Origin of the sequence: Helicobacter ailurogastricus (assembly GCF_001282945.1) — a bacterium.
Classification (GTDB): Bacteria; Campylobacterota; Campylobacteria; order Campylobacterales; family Helicobacteraceae; genus Helicobacter; species Helicobacter ailurogastricus.
Genome location: NZ_CDMG01000009.1, coordinates 134,335 through 150,265, shown reverse-complemented (window position 1 = coordinate 150,265; position 15,931 = coordinate 134,335). Strand labels below are relative to the sequence as shown.

The window sequence follows — 15,931 nt, the reverse complement described above, 5'->3', positions numbered from 1 at the left end:
CTATCCTTGTCTTTGTTTATGTTTAGGGGTTACGCAAATCACGCGGATCACGCCCCGCCTTTTAATGACCTTGCATTTGTCGCACATTTTCTTTACAGAAGGTCTAACTTTCATTGAAATCTCCTTAAGCAAAACTTCTATTCTAGCCATCTTTGGTTAGAACTAACTTAATCACTTGTAGCGGAAAGTGATCCGCCCTTTATCCAAACTATAGGGGGTGAGCTCCAAGCGCACCCGATCGCCTAGGGCAATGCGGATATAGTGCATCCGCATTTTGCCCGAAATCCGGCACAACACGATATGCTTGTTTTCCAACTCCACTTTAAAGGTGGCGTTAGGCAAACACTCGATCACCCGTCCATCCACCTCAATCACATCGTCTTTTGCCACTTTAAGCCTCCGTTAAAATTTGCGCTTTTTGACCCACCATCGCGATGGTGTGTTCGTAATGGCTCGTGTTTAACCCATCTGTGGAAACCACGCTCCATTTGTCTTTCAAGATTTTAGGACTGCCCTCTTTTTGGCACACCATCGGCTCAAGGCAAAAGACCATGCCCTCTTTGATCTTAGGGCCACTCTTGGGGTTTGCCTGTGGGGCTAGGTAGTTGGGGATTTGGGGCTCTTCATGCGGTCTCTTGCCGATCCCATGCCCGCAAAAATCCAGCAAGGGCACAAACCCCCGTCCTCGAATTTCTTGCTCTAAAAGCGCGCTCACTTCTTTAAAGTGCATGCCCACTTTGAGCTTGGAAATTGCGGCGTATAAACTCTCTTTAGCGCAAGCGATGAGTTTTTGGTCGGTGTCGCTCGCCTGCCCGATGGCTAGAGTTATGGCCGCATCTGCAAAGTAGCCATTGACAGACGCGCCCAAGTCCAGCCCCACAATGTCGCCTTCTTGGAGTTGATACTCTGTAGGAATGCCGTGGATCACCACTTCATTGAGCGACACACAAAGGCTATTAGGAAAGCCATACAACCCCTTAAACGCCGGCTTGCCTCCCATTTTGTAAATGTTTTCTTCCGCCAAAGCGTCCAGCTCTAGTAAGCTCACTCCGACCTGGGCTTTTTCTTCTAAGAGTTTTAAAGTCTGCCCCACCACTTGCCCGGCTTTGGCTAAAAGGGCAATCTCTTTAGGGTTTTTAAGGCTGATTGCCATTAAAAGCCCACAGCACTTAGGGTTTTGTATTTACTCATATACACCTGCGCTTCGATCTTTTTCATGGTGTCGATCGCCACTTGCACCACGATGAGCACCGCCGTGCCCCCAAAGTAGAAAGGCACGCCCATGGCTTTAACTAAAATCCAAGGCAAGGTAGAGATGAGGGCTAGATACAAAGAGCCCCAAAAGGTGAGCCGGCTTGCCACGGTGTTTAAGAAATTCGCCGTGCCCTCCCCGGGGCGCAAACCCGCAATGAAGCCCCCATTGCGTTTTAAGTTGTCGGCAATGTCTTTGGCGTTAAACACAATGGAGGAATAAAAGTAGGCAAAGAAGATGATGAGCAAGAACATTAAGATGTTGTAAGCATAGCCATGGGGGTTTAGAAAGTCGGCGATGGCTTGCAAAATCTTATTAGAAGAGGCTTGTAAAATCGTGGAGGGGAACACCAAGAGAGCGGAGGCAAAAATGGGGGGGATCACCCCGCTTAAGTTTAACTTAATGGGGATGTAGTTCATGATCCGCTTGTTTTGGTTTTGCAACACCACTTTTCTAGCGTAAGAAATGGGGATACGCCTTTCGGCGAGTTCCACATAAATGATCGAAAAAATTGTAGCTAGGATGATGAGCACAATCCCAATCAACACCAAGACATTGATCACCCCGGTATTGACGAGATTAAAAGTCCCAGCAATGGCGTGCGGGATGCCGGAAACAATCCCAGCAAAGATGATGAGGCTGATGCCATTACCCACGCCCCGCTGTGTGATCTGCTCGCCGATCCACATTAAAAGCATGGTGCCTGTAAGCATAGAGAAAGTGGCGATCAGCAAGAAAGTTTGCATAGGCACCATGATCGCCCCATTGTGCCCGTGCCCGATAGAACGCAAGCCAAAGGACACGCTCACAGCTTGGATAACCGTAATGCCTATGGTGGCGTAACGCACGATTTGCATGTATTTTTGCATGCCATCGCGCTCTTTTTTCATTTTGGCTAAATTAGGAAAAGTTGCGCTTAGTAGCTCCATGATGATCGAAGAGGTGATGTAGGGCATGATGCCTAGCGAGATGATGCTAAGGCGGCTCACAGCATTGCCGCTAAACATATTAAAAAGCCCTAAAGCGTTGCTTGAATTGCTGTCAAAAAAAGATTTAATGGCTGCCAAATCCACTCCCGGGATAGGGACATAGGCTAAAACCCGATAAAGGAAGAGATAGCCCAGTGTGATGAAAATCTTAGTGGCAATGGCTTTTGTCATTATTTTTGTCCGCTAGTGGCGATTCTCTCGTCTTGGATTTTAGAGGCTAGATCTTTTGCCCCAATGCCGATCAACTTCACTTTTTCAATGTAGCTAGGGAAAGGATGGACTTTTTTAATCAGCTCCAAACTCAAGGTTTCTAGCTTTAAAATCTCGGGGTGTTTGCCAATGTTAATGCTGTAGGTGAGCCCCTTTGTGCGGCTCTTAAAGCCCACTTTAGGCAAACGGCGTTGCAAGGGTTGTTGTCCGCCTTCAAAGCCGCGTTTTTGCTTGTAGCCGGTGCGCGCGGTTTGTCCCTTGCCCCCCCGCGTAGAGGTCTTGCCCATGCCAGAGCCCTGACCCCTGCCGACTCGCTTAATGTTTTTCACACTCCCCTTAGCGGGGCGTAAATTTTCTAATGCCATGAAAACTCCTTAACCCTTGATTCTAGCCAAAGCGTCAAAAGTCGCCCGGACCACATTGTAAGGGTTGTTAGACCCCAAAGACTTTGTCAAAATGTCTTTAATGCCGGCAAGCTCAATCATCGGGCGGGTAGAACCACCGGCGATGATGCCCGTACCTTCACTTGCGGGCTTTAAAAGGATTTTGCTCGCATTGTATTTTTGCTCGATGTCGTGCGCGATGGTCGTGCCTTTGATTTTCACTTCAATGATGTTTTTAAAAGCGTCATCCACGGCTTTTTTAATCGCGTCCGGCACTTCTCTAGCCTTGCCAAGCCCAAAACCCACAAGCCCGTTTTTATTGCCAACCACCACCAAAGCATTAAAGCGGAAACGCCGCCCGCCTTTAACCACCTTAGTCACCCGCCCGATATTGACGACCACTTCTTGGAATTCTTCTCGATTAATCTCCATAGTTATCCTTTAAAGGGCGATGTTGTTTTCACGCAAAGTTTCGGCAAACGCCGCCACCACGCCGTGGTATAAATACCCGTTGCGATCAAAGACCACTTGCGTGATGCCCTTAGCCTTCAAGTTTTCGGCAAAAGCCGCGGCAATTTTCTTGCTGTCTTCCATGTTTTTACCCAAACCTAGCTTTTTGCCATCGACATGGGCTAAAGTCGCGTGGTTGTTGTCGTCAATCGCTTGGGCGTAGAGGTGTTTGTTGGATTTAAAGACGCTCACGCGGGGGCGTTGCTGTGTGCCAAACACCTTAGAGCGCACCCGCATTTTGCGCTTTGCCCGTTGGGCTTTTTTCTTTTCTAACACATTTTTAGTCATGCTATCCCCTATTTCTTAGCGGTCTTACCGGCTTTGCGGATGATCACTTCGTCTTTGTATTTAATGCCCTTGCCTTTGTAAGGTTCGGGGGGGCGGAAAGCCCGGATATCGGCGGCGATCTGCCCGATTTGTTGTTTATTGCTCCCCTTGATGGTGATGGTGTTCTTATCCACGACCATTTCCACGCCCTCAGGGATGGGGTATTTGATCGGGTGGCTAAAGCCTAAACTTAGCTCTAAAACCTTATGCCCCAAAGCCACTTTATAACCCACACCATTGACTTCTAGCACCTTGCTAAAGCCCTTGTCTAGGCCGGTTACGATGTTGCTTGCCAAAGCCCCATAAGTCCCCCAAAAGGCTTTATCTTGGGCGTTTTCACCCACAGGCTCAAAACGGAGAGCGTTGCCTTCCAGGATGATTTTCACCCGCCCGTGCGTTTCGAGCTCTTGGCTGCTCTTTTGGTTTTTAAACACAAGGCGGGTGTGTTCCACGCTCACTTGCACCCCGCTAGGGATGTTGATGATTTTTTTACCAATTCTTGACATGCACTCTCCCTACCAAATGCTGCAAAGCACTTCGCCGCCCACATTTTGTTTGTAGGCTTCTTCATTGGTGATGACCCCTTTGCTTGTGCTCACCACCACCACACCATAGCCATTTTTAAAGCGTTTCAACTCTTTAGATTGGCGATAGACCCGACGCCCGGGCTTGCTTAAGCGTTTGATCTCATTGATGACCGCCCTGCCTTTTTCATCATAGGCGAGCTCTACAGAGATAAAAGGTTTGCCTTTTTTTTCCACCGTGTGGAAGTTTGTGATGAAGCCTCTTGCCTTAAAAATCTCCAAGATAGACACCACGATTTTGGCGTAATAAAGCTCCGTCACCTCCAAACGGCGCATGCTCGCATTGCGGATGCGTGTTAGAGAATCTGCTACAATGTCATTAACCATGTAACCCCCTTACCAACTAGCTTTTCTAAGGCCGGGGATCAAGCCCTCATTGCCCATTTTGCGTAAACACACCCGACACAAGCCAAAATCTCTATAAACCGAGTGAGAACGCCCACAAATGTTGCAACGGGTGTAAGCCCTCACTTTAAACTTTGGTTTGCGGCGGGTTTTTGCAATGATTGATTTTTTAGCCATTAGCGTCCTTTCGCAAATGGCATTCCAAGTAATTCTAACAACTTAAATGCCTCCTTGTCGCTGTTTGTAGAAGTGATGATGGCGATGTTAAGCCCGTGTGTCACCATGATGTCATCATAGACCACTTCGGGGAAAATGAGCTGTTCGTTTAAGCCAAAGCCGTAATTGCCCCGCCCATCAAAGCCGCTTCTAGACACACCCCTAAAGTCTTTCACCCTAGGCAGAGCAATCACAATCAACTTTTCTAAGAAGTTATACATGACTTTGTTGCGTAGGGTAACTTTCACCCCCACAGCCATGCGCTCACGGATTTTAAACCCAGCCACGGATTTTTTTGCCATCGTGATGACGGCTTTTTGCCCGGCGATCAAAGAAAGGGTTTGGGCGATGTTTTGCATGATTTTCATGTCTTTGGCATAAGCCCCCGCCCCCACACTCAAAACGATTTTTTCAAGTTTGGGGAGCAACATGGGGTTTTTAATGTTGAGCTCTTGGGCTAACTTACTCTTCACTTCTTTTTCATAGAAGCTCTTTAAGCCATACATACGCCTACTCCTCTTCTTTTTTCACATTCGAAATGTGCATGGGCATTTCTTTAGAGAGATACCCGCCTTTGGGGTTGTCGTCCGTAGGCTTCATGCTTTTTTTCACAATTTTGCACCCCTCCACAACCACCATAGATTTTTTAGGATAAACCGCCAAAACCTTGCCTATCTTGCCCTTGTCATCGCCAGCGATGACCTTGACCGAGTCGCCTTTTTTAATCCGCATTAAAGCACCTCCGGAGCCAAAGAAATGATTTTCATGAAATTTGCGTAACGCACTTCCCGGCTCACGGGGCCAAAAATGCGTGTGCCGATGGGATCTTTTTTGGCATCCAAGATCACCGCCGCATTGTCGTCAAAGCGAATCAGTGAGCCATTGGGGCGTTGCACCTCTTTTTTGGTGCGGACAATCACGGCTTTCACCACTTGCCCTTTTTTCACCTTGCCATTGGGGATCGCTTTTTTCACAGAAGCCACGATCACATCGCCCACGCTGGCATAACGCCTATGGCTGCCCCCCAAAACTTTAATGCACATGATCTCCTTGCCACCGCTGTTGTCTGCCACCACTAACCTCGTGAAACTTTGAATCATTTACACTCCCTTAATGATGATTTCTTTGAGTGCAAAGGTTTTGGTTTTAGACACCGGCTTACACTCAATCGCGCTCACAAAATCCCCCACTTCAGCCTTGTTTTGGCGGTCGTCAATGGTGTATTTCTTAAAACGCTTCACAATCTTATGGTATTTTTGGTGCACGACTTTGCGTTCCACCAAAATCACCGCACTACAGGTATCGATGCGGCGCACCACTTTGCCCTGTATGGTGCGCTTATGGGCTTGTTTCTGTTCCATCATTAAGCCTTAAGGGCGCTCAAAGCCGTAGAAATGCGGGCAATGTCTTTACGCACCGCACGGATTTCACTAGGCTTGTTGAGCTGCATGGTCTTCAACTTCACCCGCAATTCAAAAAGCTCCAACTTCTTGGATTTCAGCAACTCTTGTAATTGCTTTGTATCCTTGTCTTTCAACTCAGTAAACTTCATTTTCACTCTCTCTAGTCACAATTTTAGTTTTGAAAGGCAACTTCCTTTGCGCCAAAGTCAAAGCCTCTCGTGCCAAGCCTTCTTCAATGCCTAGCATTTCATAGACAATGCGTCCGGGTTTGATGTTCATCACCCATTTTTCCACAGAGCCCTTACCCTTACCCATTCTCGTTTCTAGGGGTTTAGCGGTCAAAGGCTTATCGGGGAAAACGCGGATCCACACTTTGCCCGCTCTTTTGGTGTGGCGGGTCATCGCCACCCGTGCGGCTTCAATTTGGCGGGAATCGATGCGCCCATGCTCGATGGCTTTAATGCCGATGTCGCCAAAGGCAAGGCTTGCACCGCGATAAGACTTGCCCCGGTTGCGCCCTTTCATTTGTTTGCGGTATTTGGTCTTTTTAGGCATCAACATGGCTATTCTCTCCCTCTTCTAGTGCGCGCTCTAGGGGCGCGTTCTTCATTTTCTTCGCGTTTTTCGGCTTGGATGCCCTTGTGTAAAACTTCGCCTTTAAAGATCCACACTTTCACGCCTATATTGCCATACACGGTGAAAGCTTCGGCAAAGCCGTAGTCAATTTTAGCCCTTAGAGTGTGTAGGGGGACGCGTCCCTCCATATACCACTCGGTGCGCGCGATCTCTGCCCCAGCTAAACGCCCAGACACCCTCACTTTAATCCCCCTAGCTCCCGACTTCATCGCGGTTTGCATAACTTTTTTCATGGCGCGTCTAAAGGCGACCCGTTTTTCTAATTGTGTCGCCACATTCTCGGCGCAAAGTTGTGCGTCCGCTTGGGGGCGTTTAACCTCTTTGATATTGACCGCAATCTCTTTCTTAATCAAATTTTTCAAAGAAGTTTTGATTTTCTCAATATCCACGCCCTTTTTGCCAATGATGAGCCCCGGGCGCGCCGCCACCACGGTGATGCGTAATTTTTTCGCTGCCCTTTCGATCAAAATCTCACTCACGCCAGCATAGTAAAGCTCTTTTTTAAGGAATTTGCGGATGCGGTAGTCTTCTTCAATGTTTGCCACCGCCACATTGCTGCTAGGAAACCAGCGAGAAGTCCAGTTGCGGTTAATGCCTAGTCTTAAGCCGATAGGATTGACCTTTTGTCCCATTTAGTTTTGCCCTCCCTTGCCCACTTCGACTAAAATGTGTGCGGTGGGCTTTCTAATGGAGGTGGCACGCCCCCTAGCTCTTGGCATGTGTCTTCTTAACACGGGACCTGCATCCACACGGCAGCTTAAAACTTCCACTTCTTTGGAGTCATGCCCACCATTATAAACCGCTGCGCTGATCACCCTTGAGAGCATGCGGGCGGCTTTGTTGGGGGTAAATTCTAAACGGGCGATCGCCACTTCGGCGTTCATGCCTTGCACTTGTCTAGCGAGCAGCCTTGCCTTGGTGGGGGATAGTCGGGTGTATCTAAGGGTTGCCCTACTCATTTGCTTTCCTTTGTGTGTTGTTGTGCCATGTTATTTACCTATCTTTTTTTGCACGGTGCCTTTATGCCCCTTAAAAGTCCTTGTGGGGGCAAACTCGCCGAGTTTATAACCCACATGGTTTTCTGTGATGTAAACGGGGATAAAAATGCGCCCATTATGCACATTGTAGGTGAGCCCAATCATGTCGGGGAGAATGGTGCTTCTTCGAGACCATGTTTTAATGGGGCGATTGTCTTTTTTGGCTTTGTGTTTGAGCGTTTTGTCCATTAAATGCTTGTCAATAAAGGGACCTTTTTTAATTGACCTTCCCATTATTTGCCTTTCTTGCGTGAAATGATCAAGCGATCGCTTGCTTTTTTGCGTCTAGTCTTATAGCCTTTAGCTGGAGTGCCCCAAGGGGATACAGGGTGTCCGCTAGAGCCGGTTTTACCCTCACCACCGCCGTGTGGGTGATCTACGGGGTTCATGGCACTACCGCGTGTCTGCGGTCTAATGCCTCTATGGCGGTTGCGCCCCGCCTTACCAATGTTGGTGTTGATGAAGTCTTCATTGCCCACCACGCCGATGCTTGCCATGCACTCGCCCAAAATGTAGCGCATCTCTCCGCTTGGCATGCGCAAGATGGTGTATTTGTCCTCCCGCCCCATGATTTGTGCGCTCATGCCCGCACTTCTAGCCAGCTGTCCGCCAGCCCCGGGGTGCATTTCAATGTTATGCACGATGGTACCAATGGGGATACTTCTAAGCTTCATGGCAAAGCCGGGTTTGATGTCTAACCCGCCCTCAGCTGCGATCACAATGTCGCCCACTTTCAAGCCACTGGGCTGTAAAATGTAGCGTTTGTCGCCGTCTGGATACACGATGAGCGCAATCCTTGAGTTGCGGTAAGGGTCGTACTCAATTGCTGCCACTTTGCCCTCAACGCCGAATTTATTGCGTTTGAAGTCAATGATTCGATAAAGCTTTTTCGCCCCCGCTTCTTTGTGGCGGCTGGTGATGCGCCCTTGGTTGTTGCGTCCGGCATGCACGGGGAGTTTCACCAAAAGTTTTTTGACGCTCGCTTTTGCGGTGATGTCGCTCGAGCTTAAGCCGCTCATAAAACGGCGGCTGGGGGTGTAGGGTTTGTAAGTTTTAATTGCCATGTTTCGTCCTTATGCGCTCAAAGCGGTGATGTTTGCGTCTTTGGGGACTTTGACATAGAACTTTTTATAGCCAGTGCGTTGTCCCATTCTGCCCTTAAAGCGTTTCACCTTGCCCTCTTGCCTGAGTGAATTGATTTTTAAAGGCACGAAACCAAAGTAATCTTTGAAGATCGCCTTGAGCTGGTTTTTGCTGACACCCATTGTGGTTTGCACCACAATCACCCCATTTTCTTGCATGGATAGGGATTTTTCGGTGTAAAGAATGGATTTGATGTCTGTGATGTCTGCCATTCTCATTCTCCTTCATGTGCTTTGATGAGCGCCTCAAAGGCGGCTTTTTCCACCACCACTGCCCCAAAAGCGGCGATCCAATAGGCATTGACTTCGCTTGTTTCTAGCAAATAGCAATTCTGCAAATTCCTAAAAGCTAGATAGTTGCCTTCATCTAAAGCCCGCGTAACCAACAACACATCCCTAAAGCCGAGGTTTTTGATAAAAGCGTGCGCGTCTTTGGTTTTTTTGCTAGGGATGTCGATTTGATCCACCACCACAAGACGGCTGTTTAACGCTTTTTGGGCTAGGGCGTATTCTAAAGCGAGCCGTTTTTGCTTTTTGTTGATTTTTAGGTCGTAGTTGCGCTTATTAGTCGCCCCGTGGCTCACACCCCCGCCTACAAACACGGGAGAAGTGATGCTCCCCGCTCGTGCACGCCCACCGCCTTTTTGACTCCACGGCTTGCGCCCGCCCCCACTCACTTCGCCCCGATTTTTGCTTTTCGCGGTGTTGGCCCGGGCTAGGGCGCGGTAGTGCTTGATGTATAAATAAAGATTGTGTTCTTTAATGTCCTTGAAGTGGGCGGGTAAATCTAATTGCCCGACTTCTTGACACTGCTGGTCTAAGACTCTTGCTTTCATTACTTCCCTTTCTGGATGCTGATCCTGCCATAAGCCCCGCTGTAGCCGGCCACAGAACCTTTCAGCACCAAAATTTTGCTCTCTTTGTCGAAAGACAGGACTTCGTTGTGGCATGTTACCTTTTCATTGCCATAATGCCCTGCCATTTTCTTGCCTTTTTGCACCCGTCCGGGCCACTCTCTATTCCCGATCGAGCCCAAACGGCGGTGGAAGCGGCTGCCATGTGCGGCTGGTCCGCCTTGAAAATTCCACCGTTTCATGGCACCAGCGAAGCCGCGCCCTTTGGTGTAAAAAGTGGCTTTAATGCGCGCGGCGTTTTCTAAAGGCTCCAAGCTCAAATCGCCCAACTCTTGCGCTTGCCCTTGTAAAGTCGCAAAGTGATTAAACTCTGCGCTCAAATTGTACTTTTTTTGTTGCCCGGCAATGGCTTTGTTGTGGGTTTTATGCAAGGGGTAGGCAACTAAAAGTTGTCCGCCCTCTTTGAACTCGCACACCTTGCTTTCTAAGATTTTTAGCAAGGTTACGGGCGTGCTGTTTGCACCCACAACACGACTCATTCCAATTTTCTGCACTAGGTATTCCATTTACTCTCCAATAAAAATTGCGTTTGAAGCGCTACTTCGCCTCCATTGAAGTCACTTCTACATCCACTTCAGGGGCTAAATCTAATTTCATCAAGCTATCCACGGTTTCAGGGGTGGCTGCCATGATGTCGATCAAACGGCTATGTACCCGTATTTCAAATTGCTCCCTTGAGTCTTTGTTGATGTGGGGGGAGCGTAGCACCGTGTAACGCCTGTTTCTTGTGGGTAGGGGGATGGGGCCTCTGATCTCTGAGCCAGAGCGTTTTACTGCCTCCACAATCGCCACCACCGAACGATCCAAAACCCTATGATCGTAGGCTTTGAGCTTGAGTCGTATCTTTTCCATTAAAATCCTTAGCAAATTTAAAAACCTTGATTATATGCTAAAAAACGCCCTAAGTCAAGGCTAAAACGCCCATTTAGCGTAACTTACACTTTTTATTTTATCCTTCTTATAAGGATAAATTGCCTAAAATGTGTGCTATGGATTTGGGGCTATTAAACAACATCTTAGAAAACTCTTTGGCGCAGAGCAAAAATCTTAGACCCAGAAACTACCACTTTAAGCCCTCCACCCTCTTTTATGGCGGGGCTAGGGCGGGCAAAATCTCTACGGCTCTGCTGCACGCCAGCACCTACAAACGCCCCGTGTTTGTGGATGGCACCGATGCGCGTTTAAACTTAGCCCAGCTTGCCAAAGCCCTGCCCCTCTTTTGCCAAGATAAGGGCGTGGATTTACTCATTTTAAAACACCCGCCCCTAGACTTTCCCCTTTTAAATTTGCCCACTTTCATCACCCAAAGCACGCCCAAAAACACCCCCAAAGGTTTTAAGACTGAGGCCATTTTGCCCTTAAACTTTGCCGAGTTTGTGGCTTTACACAAAAAAGAGCCCAGCACGCTCTTAGCGCGTTTTTTAAAAGAGGGTAATTTGCCCGAACTGCTCTTTTGTCCCGCTAGCGAAATCGCTCTAAAAAAACAAGCCCTTTACGCCCTCGCCTTTAAAGACAAAGCCCCCCTATTTAAAGCCCTGCTGCCCTACCAAGCTAGAAGTCTTAGCACCCACCACCTTTATACCCAGCTTAAAAAAACCCTAAAAATCTCCAAAGACAGCCTTTACGCTTTCATCGCCTTTTTACAAGAGAGCCAAACCCTTTTAAGCCTAGCTAGCCTAAAGGCAACACGGCCTAAACTCTATTTTTACGACTTCTCTTTGCCCTATGCCTTCAGCTACACCCACCCCCTGCCTCCCGTGTTTGAAAACATGCTCGCTTTAGAATTAATCCGCCACTTTGGGGTGTCTAAAATTGCTTGCCATTTTAACGCCTTTTTAGCCGCTAATCGGCATTTATGTATCCCCAGCCCCTTTCCCACCCCAGAGCAACTAAAGCACACCCTGCCTCTGCTTTTAAAAGGCATGGCAGCAAATATTCAAGTGTGGATTGTTACGATCAACACCGCCTTAAAGGGGGCTTGTGGCAAGCACGCTTGGCAAGCTTGTGGTTTTGGCGACTTTTGCCTACAAGTGCTCCCCACCCTTTAGCTCCATCTCATGCATTTTAGGTTAGACTCGTCCTTTATGCAAAGGACTTTAGATGCGCCCTCGTTTTGCCACAAAGCAAATTTTCATCGGCTCTACTCCCATAGGGGGCAATGCGCCCATCAGCACACAGAGCATGGCCTATAGCCAAACCTGCGACATAGAGGCCACAAAGGCGCAAATTGACCGCTTGAAACTCGCTGGGGCGGATTTTGTGCGGGTGGCGGTGCGTCATAAAAAGGACGCAAACGCCCTAAAAGAGCTCAAAAAGGTCGCCAGCCTGCCTTTAATCGCCGACATCCACTTCCACCACCATTTAGCCCTCATCGCCGCGGAGAGTGTGGATGCGATCCGCATCAATCCGGGCAATATCGGCTCGGTGGAAAACATTAAAGCAGTCGCTAAGGCGTGCAATGCGCGCAATTTGCCGATTCGAATCGGAGTCAATGGAGGGAGCTTAGAAAAGCAATTTGATCTCAAATACGGCGCAACGCCTGAGGGCATGGTGCAATCTGCCCTTTATAACATTAAACTTTTAGAGGATGTGGGCTTTAGCAATATCAAAATCTCTTTGAAAGCCAGCGATGTAGAGCGCACCATACAAGCCTACGAGCAATTACGCCCCCTAACGCCCTACCCTTTCCACTTAGGCGTTACAGAAGCCGGGAGTTTGTTTCACTCTAGCATTAAAAGCGCGATGGCTTTGGGGCATTTGTTGCGAGAGGGGATCGGGGATACCATGCGCGTGTCGATCACAGGGGAGCTTGAAGAAGAAATTAAAGTGGCTAAGGCGATTTTACGTTACAGCGGACGGCAAAAAGAAGGCATCACTTTCATCTCATGCCCGACTTGTGGGCGGATTGAGTCTAATTTAGTCGCTTTAATGGCACAAGTGGAGCAAAAGCTCGCCCACATTAAAATCCCCCTAGATGTGAGCGTGATGGGCTGTGTCGTGAATGCTTTAGGCGAAGCCAAGCACGCCGACATTGCCATCGCCTTTGGCAAAAAAAGCGGACTCATCATCAAAAAAGGGCAAGTGATCCACAAACTCCCCGAAGACCAGCTCTTAGAAACCTTTGTGAAAGAAGTGCAAGAATTGGCCACACAACACCAAAACGAGGATAACCATGCAAAACTTTAAACGCTTTGTCGACGACTTCCAAAACTCCCCCGACTACAAAAAACCCCTAGCCTTTGGGATTGCCAAAATCCAGCACGGGCAACACACGGGCAAGCCCTTGAGTGCCACTTATCCCGTGCTCAACTGGGGCGAGGCGCTCGGGGCTTATGCGGTTTTCATGCACGCGTTAAAGCACGCCACACCTTTAAGCTCCAATGCTAGCGAGGCGATCTATGGGGTCGATGCTGGCTTTATCCAACACGCCTTAGAGCTGTTTAAGCCCTTTTTAGCCGAGAGTCTAAGCGCACACAAGCACCCCAATGTCCAAGTGCTCTTAGAATTGCAACGCGCCCCCTTATACAGCCAAAGCCCCACACAAGAAAGCCTGCATAACTACCATTTTGTGGTGCTTTATGAAGATAAGCCCTGCCAAAGCCTAGAGAGTGCCTATATGAAACTTTTAGCCCTATCTTTAGGCAAAGCCCCCTTAAGAAGTTTAAATTTAGAGGGCATTTTTGGGTTATTGCCTAATGTGGCGTGGAGTGGCAACATGGCTTACGAGCTGGAGTATTTACGCACGCAAGAAATCGCCTTAAAAGTGCATGGGACTTACCCTTGCATTGACTTTATAGACAAATTCCCCCGCTATCTCATGCAAGTTTTGCCTGCGGTGGATAATATCCGCCTACTAGACACGGCAAAAGCCCGCTTTGGGGCGTATTTGGGCAAGGGCGGCTACACCCAAATGCCCGGGGCCAGTTACATTAACTTTAATGCGGGCGTACAGGGGGCTTGTATGAATGAGGGACGGATCAGCTCTTCTGTCATTGTGGGCGAGGGCACGGACATAGGCGGAGGGGCGAGCGTTTTAGGTGTACTTAGTGGGGGCAATAGCCAGCCCATCAGCATCGGTAAAAACTGCCTGCTTGGGGCAAACTCAGTGTTAGGCATTAGTCTTGGCGATGGCTGTATCTTAGATGCCGGCATTGGGGTTTTAGCCGGAACAATCTTTGAAATCGCCCCCAAAGACTTAGAAAAATTGCAAGAGCTCAACCCCGGCTTTAGCCCTAAAGAGAGCGGGCTTTATAAAGGAGTCGAGCTGTCCGGGCTAAATGGCTTGCACTTTAGGCAAAATAGCCAAAATGGCAAGATGTGCGCGATGGCAAGCAAGCGGCACATCCCGCTGAATACGAATTTACACCACTAGGGGGCTTTATGCTAGCTAGATTGTTCTTTGTGCTTTTTGGCCTTTTGGGCTTTTTAATGGCGGCTGGAAACCCCAACACCCCTACAAACCAAAATGCCCCCACCCAGCAAGGGGCGCAAGGAGCCCCCTTGCAACGCGCCCAACCACCTACACAATTTGCCCCCACCACACCCGGTGCACAAAACGCGCCCCGGCAACAATCTCCCATAAACGACCACCTAAACCCCCCCACTCTCGCCCAGGACGCATTGAGTGCGGGCATAGCGGCGATCAAGGCGGCGGATTATAAAAGTGCCTTTAGGCTCTTTGTCAAATCCTGCGATCAGGGCAATCCCGCCGGCTGCTTTGCGGTCGGCACGATGTATGCTAATGGCGTGGGGATACAGACAGACCCAGAAAAAGCGACTCGCTACTATGAACTAGGTTGTTCTGGGGGCGATGCGAGCGCGTGCGCGGATTTAGCCCAAACTTACGACTATAAACAAAACCCCACCCCCGATGACAAAGAAAAAGCCGCCCAGCTCTACGCCGTGGGCTGCTCGGGGGGCAGTGTGCTCGCGTGCAATAATTTGGCGTGGATGTATGCTAATGGTGTGGGCGTGCCGAAAAACTATTACAAAGCCCTAGATTATTACAAATACGCTTGCGAAAATGGGAGCGATTTGGGTTGCTACAACTTAGGGCTAATGAGCAATGTCAAAAATATCTATGGCATTGATAAAGCGAAGTTAAACGATGCTGACTTGAATTATTTAGCCTGCAATGCGGGGGATATTCAAGGGTGCGCGAATTTGGGCTGGATTTACACCAAGGGCGTGGGGGGCGTGCCTAAGAATAATTTTTACGCCGCCAAATACTTCCAAAAAGCTTGTGAGGGGGGCAATCTCTCTAGTTGCAATAATTTAGGTGTGCTCTACCAAAAGGGCTTAGGCGTGCCACAAAACGATCAAAGGGCTTTGGATTTATTCTCGTATGTGTGTAGCTATGGTTTGCAGTCCGGGTGCGACAACTACGGGATTTTTAAAGAAAAGCTCTTGCAGACAAACCCCAACTACGGGCGTTTGTTTTTGCCCTTAGACCCTAACTTGCGTTAAAGGCATTTTAAACCTAGTGGCTCTATAATGGGGGCTTTTTAAACCAAACTCAAAGGATTTTCATGCAAGTTTTGTTGTTGAAAGATGTGAAAAATTTAGGCAAGGCGGGGGAGGTTGTGCGCGTGAAAGATGGCTATGGCAATAACTTTCTCTTGGCTAAGGGTTTAGCAAAACTTGCTACCTCTGATGTGATCCGCCAATTCAAAGCCCACGCCCACAAACGCGCCGAGCAAGAGGCGAAGGATTTAGCCGACAAACAAGAGTTAGCTCAAAAATTAGAAGCCATCACACTTAAGATCACTAAAAAAGTCGGGGCCAATGGCGCGCTCTTTGGCTCCATCACCAAAGAAGAAGTCATTGAGGCCCTGCACGCCAGCCACCCCATTGAGTTAGACAAAAAGACCTTAGAGCTCAAAACCCCCATTAAAAGCACGGGGATTTACGAAATTGAGGTGAAATTAGGACACGGCGTGCATGGGGTGCTAAAAGTAGATGTCGTGGCTGAGTAGGCGCATAG

The 15,931-nt window shown here is 48.7% G+C and carries 29 protein-coding genes; 5 read left to right on the top strand and 24 right to left on the bottom strand.

The genetic code is table 11. The features are described 5' to 3' along the window. Genes rpmJ through rpsJ form a run of 24 tightly spaced genes read right to left on the bottom strand, consistent with a single transcriptional unit; the run spans position 1 to position 10,800 of the window. Positions 1-114: a 50S ribosomal protein L36 gene (rpmJ, locus tag HAL07_RS06085; protein WP_006016749.1), complete on the bottom strand. Its 114-nt coding sequence runs from the start codon at positions 112-114 to the stop codon at positions 1-3. A 57-nt stretch (positions 115-171) separates the two neighbouring features. Continuing rightward, entirely contained in the window at positions 172-390 is a 219-nt protein-coding gene (gene infA / locus HAL07_RS06080) for a translation initiation factor IF-1 (RefSeq protein ID WP_013890401.1), read from the bottom strand. Position 391: 1 nt separating this feature from the next. After that, complete coding sequence (gene map, locus HAL07_RS06075; RefSeq protein WP_053945463.1) at positions 392-1,153, bottom strand: type I methionyl aminopeptidase; 762 nt, start codon at positions 1,151-1,153, stop codon at positions 392-394. Further along, complete coding sequence (gene secY / locus HAL07_RS06070) at positions 1,153-2,412, bottom strand: preprotein translocase subunit SecY (RefSeq protein WP_053941797.1); 1,260 nt, start codon at positions 2,410-2,412, stop codon at positions 1,153-1,155. Before secY ends, map begins: the two co-directional genes overlap by 1 nt. Beyond that, positions 2,412-2,816, bottom strand: a complete 405-nt coding sequence (rplO, locus tag HAL07_RS06065; RefSeq protein ID WP_053945462.1) for a 50S ribosomal protein L15 — start codon at positions 2,814-2,816, stop codon at positions 2,412-2,414. The genes secY and rplO overlap by 1 nt, the downstream gene beginning before the upstream one ends. Before the next feature lie 9 nt (positions 2,817-2,825). Continuing rightward, the gene (gene rpsE / locus HAL07_RS06060; RefSeq protein ID WP_015106535.1) at positions 2,826-3,266 is read right to left on the bottom strand and encodes a 30S ribosomal protein S5; all 441 of its coding nucleotides are present in this window, start codon (positions 3,264-3,266) and stop codon (positions 2,826-2,828) included. A 9-nt stretch (positions 3,267-3,275) separates the two neighbouring features. After that, on the bottom strand, positions 3,276-3,632 hold the full coding sequence (gene rplR, locus HAL07_RS06055; protein WP_053941799.1) for a 50S ribosomal protein L18: 357 nt from the start codon (positions 3,630-3,632) through the stop codon (positions 3,276-3,278). An 8-nt stretch (positions 3,633-3,640) separates the two neighbouring features. Beyond that, complete coding sequence (gene rplF, locus HAL07_RS06050) at positions 3,641-4,177, bottom strand: 50S ribosomal protein L6 (RefSeq protein ID WP_053945461.1); 537 nt, start codon at positions 4,175-4,177, stop codon at positions 3,641-3,643. 9 nt (positions 4,178-4,186) lie between these two features. Beyond that, positions 4,187-4,582, bottom strand: a complete 396-nt coding sequence (gene rpsH / locus HAL07_RS06045) for a 30S ribosomal protein S8 (protein WP_053941801.1) — start codon at positions 4,580-4,582, stop codon at positions 4,187-4,189. Between the two features lie 9 nt (positions 4,583-4,591). Beyond that, a complete protein-coding gene (locus HAL07_RS06040) occupies positions 4,592-4,777 on the bottom strand; it encodes a type Z 30S ribosomal protein S14 (RefSeq protein WP_053827981.1) in 186 nt (61 codons plus the stop codon). Next, positions 4,777-5,322 (bottom strand): 50S ribosomal protein L5, encoded by a 546-nt coding sequence (gene rplE / locus HAL07_RS06035; RefSeq protein ID WP_053941802.1) that lies wholly within the window; start codon positions 5,320-5,322, stop codon positions 4,777-4,779. The genes HAL07_RS06040 and rplE overlap by 1 nt, the downstream gene beginning before the upstream one ends. Before the next feature lie 4 nt (positions 5,323-5,326). Continuing rightward, on the bottom strand, positions 5,327-5,548 hold the full coding sequence (gene rplX / locus HAL07_RS06030; protein ID WP_053945460.1) for a 50S ribosomal protein L24: 222 nt from the start codon (positions 5,546-5,548) through the stop codon (positions 5,327-5,329). Further along, the gene (gene rplN / locus HAL07_RS06025; RefSeq protein ID WP_015106543.1) at positions 5,548-5,916 is read right to left on the bottom strand and encodes a 50S ribosomal protein L14; all 369 of its coding nucleotides are present in this window, start codon (positions 5,914-5,916) and stop codon (positions 5,548-5,550) included. The genes rplX and rplN overlap by 1 nt, the downstream gene beginning before the upstream one ends. Beyond that, the gene (gene rpsQ, locus HAL07_RS06020; RefSeq protein ID WP_053945459.1) at positions 5,917-6,177 is read right to left on the bottom strand and encodes a 30S ribosomal protein S17; all 261 of its coding nucleotides are present in this window, start codon (positions 6,175-6,177) and stop codon (positions 5,917-5,919) included. It lies immediately after the preceding gene. A 2-nt stretch (positions 6,178-6,179) separates the two neighbouring features. Beyond that, positions 6,180-6,368, bottom strand: coding sequence for a 50S ribosomal protein L29 (gene rpmC / locus HAL07_RS06015; RefSeq protein WP_053945458.1), 189 nt, complete (start codon positions 6,366-6,368; stop codon positions 6,180-6,182). Further along, the gene (rplP, locus tag HAL07_RS06010; RefSeq protein WP_053827986.1) at positions 6,355-6,780 is read right to left on the bottom strand and encodes a 50S ribosomal protein L16; all 426 of its coding nucleotides are present in this window, start codon (positions 6,778-6,780) and stop codon (positions 6,355-6,357) included. Before rplP ends, rpmC begins: the two co-directional genes overlap by 14 nt. Before the next feature lie 2 nt (positions 6,781-6,782). Next, a complete protein-coding gene (rpsC, locus tag HAL07_RS06005; protein WP_053830719.1) occupies positions 6,783-7,487 on the bottom strand; it encodes a 30S ribosomal protein S3 in 705 nt (234 codons plus the stop codon). Continuing rightward, on the bottom strand, positions 7,488-7,814 hold the full coding sequence (gene rplV, locus HAL07_RS06000; protein ID WP_053830718.1) for a 50S ribosomal protein L22: 327 nt from the start codon (positions 7,812-7,814) through the stop codon (positions 7,488-7,490). A 30-nt stretch (positions 7,815-7,844) separates the two neighbouring features. After that, positions 7,845-8,126 carry a 30S ribosomal protein S19 gene (rpsS, locus tag HAL07_RS05995; protein WP_053941807.1) on the bottom strand — a complete coding sequence of 94 codons (282 nt, stop codon included), beginning with the start codon at positions 8,124-8,126 and terminating at the stop codon, positions 7,845-7,847. Continuing rightward, positions 8,126-8,956: a 50S ribosomal protein L2 gene (rplB, locus tag HAL07_RS05990; protein WP_053941808.1), complete on the bottom strand. Its 831-nt coding sequence runs from the start codon at positions 8,954-8,956 to the stop codon at positions 8,126-8,128. Before rplB ends, rpsS begins: the two co-directional genes overlap by 1 nt. Positions 8,957-8,965: 9 nt before the next feature. Further along, positions 8,966-9,247: a 50S ribosomal protein L23 gene (locus HAL07_RS05985; protein ID WP_053829164.1), complete on the bottom strand. Its 282-nt coding sequence runs from the start codon at positions 9,245-9,247 to the stop codon at positions 8,966-8,968. 2 nt (positions 9,248-9,249) lie between these two features. Further along, positions 9,250-9,870, bottom strand: a complete 621-nt coding sequence (gene rplD / locus HAL07_RS05980) for a 50S ribosomal protein L4 (protein ID WP_053945457.1) — start codon at positions 9,868-9,870, stop codon at positions 9,250-9,252. Further along, on the bottom strand, positions 9,870-10,454 hold the full coding sequence (gene rplC / locus HAL07_RS05975; RefSeq protein ID WP_053945456.1) for a 50S ribosomal protein L3: 585 nt from the start codon (positions 10,452-10,454) through the stop codon (positions 9,870-9,872). Before rplC ends, rplD begins: the two co-directional genes overlap by 1 nt. A gap of 31 nt (positions 10,455-10,485) precedes the next feature. Further along, positions 10,486-10,800 carry a 30S ribosomal protein S10 gene (rpsJ, locus tag HAL07_RS05970; protein WP_015106554.1) on the bottom strand — a complete coding sequence of 105 codons (315 nt, stop codon included), beginning with the start codon at positions 10,798-10,800 and terminating at the stop codon, positions 10,486-10,488. A gap of 128 nt (positions 10,801-10,928) precedes the next feature. Here rpsJ and HAL07_RS05965 point away from each other — a divergent pair, with 128 nt between their 5' ends. From HAL07_RS05965 to rplI, 5 genes are all read left to right on the top strand, one after another. Next, the gene (locus HAL07_RS05965) at positions 10,929-11,996 is read left to right on the top strand and encodes an ATP-binding protein (protein ID WP_053945667.1); all 1,068 of its coding nucleotides are present in this window, start codon (positions 10,929-10,931) and stop codon (positions 11,994-11,996) included. 52 nt (positions 11,997-12,048) lie between these two features. Beyond that, positions 12,049-13,134, top strand: coding sequence for a flavodoxin-dependent (E)-4-hydroxy-3-methylbut-2-enyl-diphosphate synthase (gene ispG / locus HAL07_RS05960; RefSeq protein ID WP_053945455.1), 1,086 nt, complete (start codon positions 12,049-12,051; stop codon positions 13,132-13,134). Continuing rightward, positions 13,121-14,320, top strand: a complete 1,200-nt coding sequence (locus tag HAL07_RS05955) for a 2,3,4,5-tetrahydropyridine-2,6-carboxylate N-succinyltransferase (RefSeq protein ID WP_053945454.1) — start codon at positions 13,121-13,123, stop codon at positions 14,318-14,320. Before ispG ends, HAL07_RS05955 begins: the two co-directional genes overlap by 14 nt. 8 nt (positions 14,321-14,328) lie before the next feature. Next, a complete protein-coding gene (locus HAL07_RS05950) occupies positions 14,329-15,414 on the top strand; it encodes a tetratricopeptide repeat protein (RefSeq protein ID WP_053945453.1) in 1,086 nt (361 codons plus the stop codon). A 62-nt stretch (positions 15,415-15,476) separates the two neighbouring features. Then, positions 15,477-15,923, top strand: coding sequence for a 50S ribosomal protein L9 (gene rplI / locus HAL07_RS05945; RefSeq protein WP_053941814.1), 447 nt, complete (start codon positions 15,477-15,479; stop codon positions 15,921-15,923). The last annotated feature ends 8 nt before the right edge of the window (positions 15,924-15,931 follow it).